The 11927-nt window shown below is 55.9% G+C and carries 11 protein-coding genes; 6 read left to right on the forward strand and 5 right to left on the reverse strand.

Annotated elements, in window-relative coordinates; genetic code table 11:
* Window positions 1-59: 59 nt before the first annotated feature.
* From VMX96_09170 to VMX96_09190, 5 genes are all read left to right on the forward strand, one after another.
* Window positions 60-830, forward strand: a complete 771-nt coding sequence (locus VMX96_09170) for a glucose 1-dehydrogenase (GenBank protein ID HUU64067.1) — start codon at window positions 60-62, stop codon at window positions 828-830.
* A gap of 99 nt (window positions 831-929) precedes the next feature.
* On the forward strand, window positions 930-1493 hold the full coding sequence (locus VMX96_09175) for a hypothetical protein (protein HUU64068.1): 564 nt from the start codon (window positions 930-932) through the stop codon (window positions 1491-1493).
* Window positions 1494-1702: 209 nt separating this feature from the next.
* Window positions 1703-2293: a DUF6125 family protein gene (locus tag VMX96_09180; protein ID HUU64069.1), complete on the forward strand. Its 591-nt coding sequence runs from the start codon at window positions 1703-1705 to the stop codon at window positions 2291-2293.
* A 23-nt stretch (window positions 2294-2316) separates the two neighbouring features.
* Window positions 2317-3468: a DUF6125 family protein gene (locus VMX96_09185; protein ID HUU64070.1), complete on the forward strand. Its 1152-nt coding sequence runs from the start codon at window positions 2317-2319 to the stop codon at window positions 3466-3468.
* Window positions 3469-3504: 36 nt separating this feature from the next.
* Window positions 3505-4068: a DUF6125 family protein gene (locus tag VMX96_09190; GenBank protein ID HUU64071.1), complete on the forward strand. Its 564-nt coding sequence runs from the start codon at window positions 3505-3507 to the stop codon at window positions 4066-4068.
* A gap of 70 nt (window positions 4069-4138) precedes the next feature.
* Here the strand turns inward: VMX96_09190 and VMX96_09195 are convergent, their stop codons facing one another.
* The 3 genes from VMX96_09195 to VMX96_09205 are packed head-to-tail and all read right to left on the reverse strand — an operon-like array spanning window position 4139 to window position 7434.
* Window positions 4139-5290, reverse strand: a complete 1152-nt coding sequence (locus VMX96_09195) for an acyl-CoA dehydrogenase family protein (protein ID HUU64072.1) — start codon at window positions 5288-5290, stop codon at window positions 4139-4141.
* 55 nt (window positions 5291-5345) lie between these two features.
* Complete coding sequence (locus VMX96_09200; GenBank protein ID HUU64073.1) at window positions 5346-5759, reverse strand: cobalamin-dependent protein; 414 nt, start codon at window positions 5757-5759, stop codon at window positions 5346-5348.
* A gap of 10 nt (window positions 5760-5769) precedes the next feature.
* Complete coding sequence (locus tag VMX96_09205) at window positions 5770-7434, reverse strand: methylmalonyl-CoA mutase family protein (protein ID HUU64074.1); 1665 nt, start codon at window positions 7432-7434, stop codon at window positions 5770-5772.
* Window positions 7435-7943: 509 nt separating this feature from the next.
* Here VMX96_09205 and VMX96_09210 point away from each other — a divergent pair.
* Window positions 7944-10493 carry a right-handed parallel beta-helix repeat-containing protein gene (locus VMX96_09210; protein HUU64075.1) on the forward strand — a complete coding sequence of 850 codons (2550 nt, stop codon included), beginning with the start codon at window positions 7944-7946 and terminating at the stop codon, window positions 10491-10493.
* Window positions 10494-10914: 421 nt separating this feature from the next.
* Here VMX96_09210 and hypB read toward each other — a convergent pair whose 3' ends face one another.
* Window positions 10915-11583 (reverse strand): hydrogenase nickel incorporation protein HypB, encoded by a 669-nt coding sequence (gene hypB, locus VMX96_09215; protein HUU64076.1) that lies wholly within the window; start codon window positions 11581-11583, stop codon window positions 10915-10917.
* Window positions 11564-11926 (reverse strand): hydrogenase maturation nickel metallochaperone HypA, encoded by a 363-nt coding sequence (gene hypA / locus VMX96_09220; protein HUU64077.1) that lies wholly within the window; start codon window positions 11924-11926, stop codon window positions 11564-11566. The genes hypB and hypA overlap by 20 nt, the downstream gene beginning before the upstream one ends.
* Window position 11927 lies beyond the last annotated feature (1 nt).

The raw sequence follows: 11927 nt of genomic DNA on the forward strand, positions 1-11927 counted from the left end.
CCCCGGTAGCGGTTGACCTGTAATGCCTCTTTTTGTTAAAATTCTACTGCCGTGCCAAGATGATACTGGATAAGTTTGCTCTAACCGGTAAGGTGGCCGTCGTCACCGGGGCGGGAAGGAGTATAGGCAGGGGGATAGCTCTCGGCTTCGCCGAGGCCGGTGCCGATATAGTATGTGCTGCCCGTACTATTAGCGAGATAGAATCGGTAGCCTCAGAAATCCGTAACCTGGGTAGAAGGGCAATTGCTGTCCCCTGCGATGTCCGCGAGGCCGAACAGGTGGAGGGTATGGTGAGCAAGGCAGTGGAGGAGTTCGGCCGTATCGACATCCTGATTAACAATGCCGGGGCCGGCTACCTCAAGCCGGCGATAGAGACCAGCGAGCGCGCCTGGGAGTTCCAGATCAGGCAGAACCTGACCAGCGCTTTCCTCTGCAGCAAGGCAGTGGCCAAAGTCATGCTGGAGCAGAAAGCAGGCTCAATCGTCAATATCTCCAGCCGGGCGGGCGACCAGCCGGCGGTGGGCATGATTGCCTACGGTGTTTCCAAGGCTGGAATGAATCACCTCACCAGGACGATGGCGTTTGAACTGGCTCCCCATATAAGGGTGAACTGTATCAGCCCCGGCGCCGTCTGGACCGAAACCAGCGCCGAGACGCTGGGACCGGCGAAGGATAGGATTATCCGCGGCACCCCGCTGGATCGCATGGGCACTCCGGAGGATATAGCCCTGGCGGCAATATATCTGAGCTCTCCCGCATCTAGCTGGGTGACTGGAAAGATACTGGAGATAGATGGGGGAATCTACGGCCAGATTTTTAAGGCTGGCTAATGTGTGTTTACACTGGGTAAGCCAGACAAGGAGGTGTGATCAGGATTTTAAAGATCCAGGGAACATTGTGCAATACGATAAAGCTGGAAGGAGGTAGACATGGAAGAGCGCAACGATTATAGCGGGGAGTTTATAAGGCATTTCAGATATGAAGATTTCTCCAAGGAACTACTGGGGAAACTGCTCTGTGAATACGGCAGGCTTTACGAGCTGATGGACGGGCTATGGTATTCCACCGTAGCTGAGGAGGTAGGCCCGGAGAAGGCGTGGGAGTGGGAGATGAAGGTCTGGCGCAGGATAGTCCGGCATGTGCTCGGCGGACTGCAGAAAACCGCCAATATCCAGGGGAACGACCTCTACACCATGTTCAAAGCGGTGCAGCTGGATCCCTGTTACACCGACGGGCTGTACCAGTATGACATCTATATCAGGGACCCTAAATATGCCATAATGACCATCTACCGCTGTCCCTCACTGCTCTATTTCGAGAAGACCGACCCGGGCAGGATCAAGCCGCTGTGTCATGACCTGGAGCCGCCGGCCTTCCAGGACTATGCCGATCATTTCAACCCCAAGATAAAGGTAAGCCCGCTGAAGCTGCCGCCGCGTAAAAGCCCGAACGAAGTCCCGGTCTGCATGTGGGAGTATAAGCTGGAGGATTAGCGAAGAAGGTATCTACCCGACTAGTTACTTCAGTAACAGTAACAATGAGCGGTAGTAATTTCCTACAAAGAGGCTGCTGAAAAAGAGGTGCAGGATACTTCCTGTCGGGGGTCTGGGGGTGTCCCCCAGCTTTAAAAATCCCCCAAGATTGGGGGATATAGGGGGTTGATTCAGACTTCTTCAGCAGTCTCCCAAAGAAAGAGGTTGCCTTGGGAGAGTTACACGACTATAGCGGAGAGTTTAACCCCGATCTGACCCTTCCCGATTTCTCCAGGGAGGCGCTTATAAGACTGCTGGTGGCAGCGGGCAAGCTCTATCTGGGGATAGATGGGGTCTGGACAGGCCTCATGAGGCAGAAGTACGGCGATAAGACGGCTTTCGATTACGATAAGGAGGTCTGGTTCTCAAAGGGGTTGGAGATCGATATACGTCAGACGGTGGAGGCGCTGAATATCAAGGGGGACGACATCCCCACCCTGTTCAAGTACCTCCAGTTCGGTCCGGCGTTCTCGGTGATATACGTTGGGCCCCCGCCCGGTTTTGAGCCGCGCGTTACGTTTGAGTTAAAGAGCAAGAACCACGGCATAATGACCGTTACCCGCTGCAATTCGCTGGAATACTTCGAGAGGCACAATGACACCGCTTTACAGAAGCTGGCATGTGAGGAGATAGACTTACCCGCGTTCAGGTGGATAGCGAAAAGGTTCAACCCCAAAATAGCGGTGGAGCCAATTAAGTTGCCTCCCCGCAAGAGCAAGGATGAGATCGCCTGCCAGTGGGAGTTCAAGTTTGACGCGTAGTTATGAGCCAGAAGGAGGATACTATGCCGGACCTGGAAGACTATAGCGGCCCGTTTAACCCCAACCTGAAGCTCACCGACTTCTCCAAAGAGGCGCTGTTGCGGCTGCTGGTGGCAGCGGGCAAGATGTACCTGGGGTCGGACGGCATGTGGACCACCGTTATCCGCAAGAGATATGGCGATGATGTAGCCCTTTCCTGCTCCAAGGAGGTGTGGAACACCATCGGCCAGCAGGAGCTGCGCCGCCCTACAGAGGCGATGAACATCGGGGTGGGCGATATCGCCTCCCTGTTCAAGTTCTTTCAGGTCGACCCCGGGTTCGCCGTGATGTTCGATATCGACTTCGAGCTCAGCGATGACGGGAAATATGGCCTGATGACGGTGAAGCGCTGCCCGTCGCTGGAATACTTCGAGCGCCATGGCGATGAGTGGTTGATGAACCTGGCCTGCAATGAGCTGGATAGGCCTATGCTCCCGGAGACGGCACGCCATTTCAACCCGGAGATAAAAACCAGGCCGCTTAAGCTGCCCCCGCGAAAGAGCAAGGATGAGATCGCCTGCCAGTGGGAGTTCAAGCTTGGAAGTATAGTTATGAGCCAGAAGGAGGATACTATGCCGGACCTGGAAGACTATAGCGGCCCGTTTAACCCCAACCTGAAGCTCACCGACTTTTCCAAGGAGGCGCTGGTCAGGTTGCTTGTCGCAGCAGGCAAGATGTACCTGGGGGCTGACGGGATGTGGACTTCGGTTATCCGCAAGAGATACGGTGATGACGCGGCGCTCTCATGTTCCAAGGAGGTCTGGGATACTAACTGGAAGCAGGAGATGCGTAGGCCGACGGAGGCGATGAATATCCACGGGAACGATATCGCCAGCATGTTCAAGTACTTTCAGATCGATCCCGGTTTTGCCGTGATGTTCGATATCAATTACGAACTTAAGGATGGCGGTAACTACGGCTTGATGACGGTGACAAAATGCCGCACGCTGGAGTACTGCGAGCGGCACGGCGACGACTGGCTGCTGAACCTGGCATGTAATGAGCTGGACAAGCCCCTGATTGCGGAGACAGCTCGTACCTTCAATCCCAAGATAACGACAAACATTCTAAAGCTGCCTCCACGAAAGAGCAAGGATGATATCGCCTGCCAGTGGGAGTTCAGACTAGAGACATAGCTTTTCAGCTAGTAATAAATATAGAAGGAGGAAAGTATGGGAGACCTACCCGATATGAGCGGCCCTTTCGACCCCAACTTCAAGCCGCGCGACCTTACCTCAGAGGCGCTGGAGAAGCTTCTGGTTATGGCTGGCCAGCTGTATCTGGGGGCCGACGGGATGTGGACCACCGTCATCCGCAAGAGGTACGGCGATGACGTAGCCGTCTCGTGTTCCAAGGAGGTGTGGGACACCAACTGGAAGCATGAGATCGATCGCCCCCGGAAGTGGATGAACATCCAGGGGAATGACATCGCTGCCCTGTTCAAGTGCTGGCAGGTCGACCCCGGCTTTGCCGCGATGTTCGATATCGACTTCGAGGTCAGTGAGGATGGGAAGCATGGTAAACTGACGGTGACCAAGTGCCGCACGCTGGAGTACTGCGAGCGGCACAATGATACCTGGCTGCAGAACCTGGCGTGCAACGAGCTGGACGGGCCCCTGATCCCGCTGAGCGCCGAGTATGTCAATCCTAAGATAAAGTGTAAGGCGACGAAGCTGCCGCCGCGAAAGAGCCCGGACGAGATCCCCTGCCAGTGGGAGTTCTGGATGGAAGACTAGAACCAGGGCACAACAAAAAGCCAGCGTTTCAATGAAATGGGCGCTGGCTTTTTATTAATTCGCGGGGGAATTACATAGGCTGGAATTCCTTGCCGATTATCTCCCTGGCGATATTTAGCTTCATTATCTCGGCGGTGCCGTCCCCGATCTCGCAGCCGATCACGTTCCTCAGCCGTTGCTCTGCGGGGCACTCCTCGCTGAAGCCTATCTGTCCGTGGACGAGCAGCGCCTCGTGGCAGGCTTCCATGGCAGCGCGGGCGCCATACCACTTGGCCATTGAGGCTTCCTTGAGGTTGCGTTCGCCCTTGTCCCTGAGCCCCATGGCCCGGTAGCAGAGGAGGCGGGCGGCCTCGAGTTTGGTGGCCTGCTCGGCTATGTTGAAGGATATAGCCTGGAATTTGGCCAGGGGTCGCCCGAAGGCGGTGCGCTGCTTGGCATACTCGATGGCCTCCTCCAGCGCGCCCTCGGCCTGACCAATGGCCTGCAGCGTCAGTGCCACCCGCACCACACCGATCACGTCCATGGCCAGGTAAAAGCCCTGGCCCTCCACCCCCAGCAGGTGATCGGCGGGTATGCGCATATCGTCGAAGAAGAATGAGGCGCGCTGTGCCGAGGGCCAGCCCATATCGGGGATAGCGGACTTGGTAAGCCCGGGCGTGTCGATGGGAAGGAGGAAGGCGCTTACCCCCCTGGCCCCGGCTTCGGGGTCGGTCTTAGCGAACATAACCCCGATCTTGGCCTGCATACCCCAGCTAACCGAGGTCTTCTCCCCGTTTATGACGTAGTAGTCGCCGTCCTTCACCGCCCTGGTCTTTAGGGCCACGGCGTCAGAGCCGCAGTCTGGCTCGGTCAGGCACAGGCAGGCGAGTATATCGCCCTGGATAAGAGGCTTGAACCACCTGTCCTGCAGGTAATCGGGCGCATATGAGAGCGCCTGGCCCAGGAAGCCGCAGGAGCCTATCGGCAGTACGCCGACGGTGAAATCCGCCTTTGACAGCTCCTCGATGGCAATGCCTACGGTAACCCAGCTGACCGTCTGGCCTCCGTACTTCTCGGGGACATTCATCGCCAGGAGCCCCAAGTCGGCCATCTTTTTTACGATTTTCATGTCAACTTTAGTCTTCTTGGCGCGCTCCCTGGCGCTGGGTGCCAGTTCCTTCCGGGCGAACTCCTGGACCTGTCGCCGGAAAAGCTCCTCTTCATCGCTGAAAACAAATGACATGCTATTCTCCTTCCTTGATTAAACGGGGCTGGTAAAATTTAGGGATAATCCGGGATCATTTCTCCTGTGCTGCTGATACCTGCTCATTAACGAAGTCGATCACCGTGCCGGTCAGCGTATGTGGCTGGAAGGCCCCCTTGACCCCCAGTGCCTTGAGCGCGGGGAAGTCTTTTGGGGGAATTACACCCCCTGCTGCCAGGGAGATGTGCTGCGCCCCCTTCTCCTTCAGCAGCGCTATTATCTGCTCTGCCAGTGCCATGTGGCGGCCGAGGTGACTGCTCAGGAAGATAAAATCGACATCCTCCTGGATCGCGGCGGCGACAATGGTTTCCGGTGTCTGGTAAAGGCCGGTGTATATGGTCTCCATGCCGGCATCCCGAAGTCTCACCATCAGGATGGAGAGCCCCCTGACATGGGTATCCGGCCCTGCCTTTGCCAGTAAAATCCGTATTTTTCGCTTCGATGTCACCTGACAGTTCCTAAACCGTGGAAAACCAATCGGGCGGGATGAGGCAACTCTTGTCCTCGCCCAGCTCTTCCTTGAGTATGCCGAAGACCTCGGCGGTGGTACAGTGAGCCTTGGCCGCCTCGACCATTACGGGCATCATATCTCTATCACCGGTGACGGCCTCCCTGTACTCGGCCAGCACCTCATGGACCCGCCCGCTATCTCGCTCGGCCCGCAGCTTCTGCAGCCGCTCACTCATTATCCTGTGTGTTCTCATCGGGTCCTGCTCGAAGATATCGATGGGAGCTTCCTCACCTTCCTCGGGCTGAAACCGGTTGAGTCCGACGATAACCTGTTTGCCGCTATCAAGGTCATAGGACTGTTTCACATTGGCGGCGGCGATCTCTCGCTGCAGGTAGCCCCTCTCCAGGGCAGCGATATAACCGCCCATCGCTTCGATTTTTTCAAGGTATTCCCGGATGGCTTTCTCCATCTCATGGGTCAGGTACTCTATATAGTAGGAGCCGGCGAGCGGGTCTGCCACACTAACGATCCCGGTCTCGTGCTCGATAACCTTACCGGTGAGCAGGGCGATGCGTGCCGCCTCTTCGGTGGGCGCGCTGAACGCCTCGTCCATGCAGGTGATGTTGAGACCGCTGGCACCTCCGAAGATGGCAGATATCGCCTGAAGGCCGGAGCGGAATATGTTGAGCTGCGGGTGCTGTGCCGGGAGGGTGGAGGCCGATGTCTTTACCTGGATGCGCATGCGCAGGTTCTTGTCGGATTTGGCGTGAAACCGCTCCCTCATTACCTGTGCCCATACCTTGCGGGCAGCACGAAACTTGGCCACCTCCTCGAAGAAGTCGCTGTAGCAGGCGAAGAAGAAGGTGAGGTGGGGAGACAGCTCGTCTATATCAAGGCCTTTTTCCAGACAGCCCTGTACCACCTCTATCATGTCGGCGATGGCAAAAGCGGCCTCCTGGGGCGCGGTGCAACCTGCCTCGCGGCTGGAGTATGCCTGAACATCGCAGGCTCTGAAACGGGGCATTTCTGCGGTGACGAATTTCAGTGTATCGACTATGAGCCTGAGGCAGGCGCGCGGCGGAAAAAGGTGGACACCCTCGCCGATGGGTCCGTGCAGCGAATCGTTCAGGGTGGCCCCCAGCAGGTTGCTTCGCGGTATACCGCGATTGTCGGCAATTGCGATATAGTGAGACACCCGCCAGTTAGGGGCATAGGAGAGTGCCCCGTGATAAACCCCCTCGAGTGGGATCCCCTCCAGGATGGCTTCGCTGTCCTCGATCGAGTTGCAGGGCGGGCCGGATACACCAACCCACTGGGCCATGCGGGGGTCATCGGAATCGAAGCCGTAGGCGCTGGTCATATCCATGGTGAGGTTGTAGCTGGGCATGCCGCTGGGGGACGCCATCCCGTAGTTAAACAGGTATTTGATCCGTTTGTTGGTCTCCTCGGGCAGGCCGAAGCCCAGCACCGGCCGCTGGGCGAATATGATACCCCGCGAACCGCTGTATATGCCTCGGGTAAAGGGGTATTCCCCGGGGTTGCCTATATACTTGGTGTAGTCCAGGTCCTTGATATCTTGCGGCGTGTAGACGCCCTTGATTGGAATGCCGCCACTGGTGTATCTGGGCTCCTCCTGAGGCTCGGGGGATTTACCTTTAGGTCCCTTTTCCATCTGGCTAATCTGTCTCTGCTGATGTGTGTCTACTCATGGCAACCAGGTAATCATCTTACAATTTGTGACTGTGGTTTGTCAACCAGATAAACGGGGGGACGCTTCGGCCCAGGTTGGGGGGGGCCCCCACGCCTTGAGCCGGAGTGTTGGCTGGCATATTGGCCTCGGAGCAGAAATGCATTCCAGGGCAGGCGGAACAAAGGGGGAGTGCAGAGGGGGATTCCCCTCTGACGGGGGTATGGGGGTGTCCCCCAGAAAAACCTTTCAGGGTGGGTGGGTGGGAAAAGACAGGCCGCTCGCAATGACATCCACAGCAGGCTAGTGGTCATGTTAAAAATGTAATGGACGAGTAAACTGGGTTGACAATCAGGCACCATCAAGTGTATTGTTTGACGAACACTGATAGTTTAGCCGTCTACGGGCAATTAATAGACTTTCAAATGTAATCCGGGCGCTTTAATGGGAGCATAGTAATAGCTTAATGCAGTAAGAGAATGAAGAGTAGTGGGTTGAGTTGTTCTATATGGAGGTTCACTGCCATTTCGATGGTAGCAGCGCTGGCGCTGGTGTTCTCGCTGGCAACAGTAATAATTCCGGCAAGTCCAGCGCAGGCTTTGAACATTGAAGTAATGAATACCAACGACAGCGGTCTCGGTTCGCTCCGACAGGCGATTGCTGACTCCATTACCGGTGGCACGATTAACTTCTCTGACACGCTCACGGGCAGCACCATCACCCTGACCAGCGGTCAACTTACTATTGATAAAAGCCTTACCATCACCGGTCCCGGCGAGGCCTTTCTTGAAATCAGCGGCAATAATACCTCTCGCGTGTTTTATATAAACCAATCCACGGTCGATATGTCCGGCATGACAATCCGCAACGGCAACACCTCAGAAAACGGAGGCGGCCTATATAACAACGGTGGCAACGTGACTATGACCAGCTGCAACATAAGTGAAAATGAGGCTACTGATTATGGAGGCGGCATTTATAGAGACGGGGGCGATGTGACACTGACCAACTGCACCGTCAGCGACAACACCGCCTATGGAGATGGTGATGGTGATGGCGGCGGCATTTTTAACAGGGGGGATACGGGAGGTGGGCTGATGATGACCAGCTGCACCGTCAGCGGAAACTATGCTGAGTACAATGGCGGCGGCATTTATAACGAGGATACCCTGACGATGACCAACTGCACCGTCAGCGACAACACCGCCTATGGAGATGCCATCGGCGGCGACAGGGGCGGCGGCATTTATAACGATGGTCTTCTGACGATGACCAGCTGCAACGTCAGCGACAACACCGCAGGCGAAAACGGCGGCGGCATTTATAATTACATGGGCAATGTTACGATGACCAGCTGCACCGTCAGCGGCAACACCGCTGAGGGAAATGGCGGCGGCGGCTATGGCGGCGGCATTTATAATTTCATGGGCAATGTTACGATGACCAGCTGCACCGTCAGCGGAAACACCGCCGTAGATGGCGGCGGCCTACATAACAAAGGTGGCAATGTGACTATGACCAGCTGCACCATAAGTGAAAATGAGGCTAATTCTTTGGGAGGCGGCATTTATAGAGATGGGGGCGATGTGACGATGACCAGCTGCACCGTCAGCGGAAACACCGCCAATCAAAGCGGCGGCGGCATTTTTAATGGATACGAGGATACCCTGACGATGACCAGCTGCACCGTCAGCGGCAACACCGCTGAGGGAAATGGCGGCGGCGGCTATGGCGGCGGCATTTATAATTACAAGGGCAATGTTACGATGACCAGCTGCAACGTCAGCGACAACACCGCACAAAATGGCGGCGGCATTTATAATTACATGGGCAATGTTACGATGACCAGCTGCACCATCAGCGGCAACACCGCTAGTTACAGGGGCGGCGGCATTGATAACGAAGACGAGATGACGATGACCGACTGCACCATCAGCGGCAACATCGCAGCCGATAGCGGCGGCGGCATTTTTAATGGATTCGAGATGACGATGGTGATGGTGAGGTGCACCGTCAGCGGCAACACTGCCGGGGACGCGATGAGCGGCGGCGGAATTTTTAACAACGGTGAGCTGACGATGACCAACTGCACAGTCAGCGGAAACACCTCCGACGAGGGCGGCGGCATTTATAATATAGGCAATTTGACGATGATCAACTGCACCATAAGCGACAACACCGCCGACGAGGGCGGCGGCATTAATAATGATGATTCTGTTTTAAATTTAACGATGACGTGTACCATCGTCTATGGCAACACACCCGACGATATCGATGGCGGCTATACTGATGCAGGCGAAAACATCGTCGGTGACCCGGACGGCGACCCTGACCCCCTCCTCGGTCAGCTTCGGGATAATGGAGGTCCCACCTTCACACACGCTCTGGGGATTGGCAGCCTGGCAATCGACGGCTGCACCGGCGGAAACTGTACCGTGGCCACCGACCAGCGCGGCGTCTCCCGCCCGCAGGGAGATGAGTGCGACATCGGCGCCTATGAAGTAGGTGATTGCTGCGATGAGGTAGCTACAGCCACCGCAACGGGCACAGTCGAGCTTTGTGTGTCCTCAGGCGTAATGGAAAACCTGACAGCAGTAGGTGAAGGTTCGCTGGCCTGCCCCGAGGAGGGAAAACCGAATCTTGAATTCACACATGGCTTCCTCTCGTTCAATGTAACAGGCTTCACAGGCGACACGGTGACCATCAATATCACCCTACCCCAGGCTGTCCCGGTGGGAACCGAGTACTGGAAGTGCCAAAACAACACATGGGTGGATGTGACATCGCTTCTGGGTGACGATGACGGCGACAACGTGCTGACCCTCACAATCACCGATGGCGGGCTGGGGGACGCCGATGGGACCGCTAACTGGGTGATCGAGGAGCCGGGAGCCCCTGCTCAACCGGGAAGAGCACTGATCGTCGGGGGGGAGGTTTACCCGGTGGACAGGTTGCAGATACTTATGCCGTGGCTGGGGCTGGCGGCGCTGATGGCGTTGGCCATGGCGGTCGTGGTGATAATGAAGAGGAGGCGTACGGCGTAGGCGCTCCAAGAATAGACGAGAAGATAACGGGGGTTAGGATATATTTCCAATCCCCGTTTTATTTGCCAGACAAAAGGCTATAAACCTTCCACGAAGGAGGGGCCCCTGAGGCCTATATTGTGGGCAGGGGTCTTTGTTTATGTGTAGGTTGGAGCATCCGCTCCGACTCTGTGTTTCCCCGCGTCAGATTCCAGAGATTCTGAGAGAGACCCCGATGTAGGCCGAAGCGTCGGCCGACCTGTCGGCCTCGGGGGTGGCAATCCCCACATTGAATTTAGTGAGATTGCTGAAATATTCTTGATCAACCCCCTAAATCCCCCAATCTTGGGGGACTTTTAAATCTGGGGGATACCCCCAGACCCCCAGCAGGAAGTATCCTGCACCTCTTTTTCAGCAATCTCTCAGTGATTGGGGGACTGATTTAGCGATTTTTGGGGTTTTTAAAAAGGCGCATCTGGTTCCGGAGCCAGGCGAGCCACCGGTCCACACCCTGGCCGGTGGTACAGGAGACCTCGAAGATTTCCGCCCTGTCGTTCAGGTTTTTAACCGCTTTTTTATAGGCCATCGTATCGAATTGCAGGTGCGGAAGCAGGTCGATCTTGTTTATGAGCACGACATCCGCTACGGTGAACATCAGCGGATATTTTAATGGCTTATCATCTCCCTCGGGGGTGCTGGCGATCACCAGGTTCTTGTGCGCGCCGATGGCGAATTCCGCGGTGCAGATCAGGTTGCCCACGTTCTCAATGAATAGTAGCTCGATATCCTGAAGCTGCATGCTATCGAGCGCCCGCTGGGTCATATTGGCGTCGAGGTGACATTCCCCGCCGGTGTTTATCTGGAGCACCGGCACGTTCTCACTACCTATTGTCTCCGCATCTATGCTGGAGCTTACATCGCCCTCGATAACGCCGATCCTGGTCTCCCCTTTCAGCCGCTTTATTGTTTCCAGGATGAGGCTGGTCTTGCCGGCGCCCGGCGAAGACATCACGTTCGCCGCAAATACGCTGTTTTTATCCAGCAACTGGCGGTTTTGCTTGGCGATCTGCTCATTAGCGCCCAAAATGTCTTTAAGAACCTTTATTTCCATGCTCTTCCACCTCAATGCTCTCTACGAACAGCTCGTTGCCGCCGACAAGCTGTATACTGTTGCCTTTGCAGGACGGGCAGGTCCAGTCCATCTCCACGATCTCGAATTCTTTACCGCAGTCCCGGCATCGACCGGTTGTGGCAATAGTCTTGAAGGTCAGCTCGGCGTTTTCCATGATTGTACCTTTGGTCATATGGTCGAAATAGAACTGCACGCAGTCGCCCACAAAGCCGGTCAGCTCTCCAACGACCAGATTTATTCTGCCCACCTTCCTGGCGCCGGCCTTCTCCGCATGTTCCCTGACAAGCCCGATCACGGCCTCTGTTATGGCCAGTTCATGCATT

The organism is Dehalococcoidia bacterium (assembly GCA_035528575.1).
Lineage (GTDB): Bacteria > Chloroflexota > Dehalococcoidia > E44-bin15 > E44-bin15 > DATKYK01.

Coding starts and splice junctions, on each gene's coding strand:
- VMX96_09170 (HUU64067.1), top strand. CDS start 60: ATGATACTGGATAAGTTTGCTCTAACCGGTAAGGTGGCCGTCGTCACC.
- VMX96_09175 (HUU64068.1), top strand. CDS start 930: ATGGAAGAGCGCAACGATTATAGCGGGGAGTTTATAAGGCATTTCAGA.
- VMX96_09185 (HUU64070.1), top strand. CDS start 2,317: ATGCCGGACCTGGAAGACTATAGCGGCCCGTTTAACCCCAACCTGAAG.
- VMX96_09190 (HUU64071.1), top strand. CDS start 3,505: ATGGGAGACCTACCCGATATGAGCGGCCCTTTCGACCCCAACTTCAAG.
- VMX96_09195 (HUU64072.1), bottom strand. CDS start 5,290: ATGTCATTTGTTTTCAGCGATGAAGAGGAGCTTTTCCGGCGACAGGTC.
- VMX96_09205 (HUU64074.1), bottom strand. CDS start 7,434: ATGGAAAAGGGACCTAAAGGTAAATCCCCCGAGCCTCAGGAGGAGCCC.
- hypB (HUU64076.1), bottom strand. CDS start 11,583: ATGGAAATAAAGGTTCTTAAAGACATTTTGGGCGCTAATGAGCAGATC.
- hypA (HUU64077.1), bottom strand. CDS start 11,926: ATGCATGAACTGGCCATAACAGAGGCCGTGATCGGGCTTGTCAGGGAA.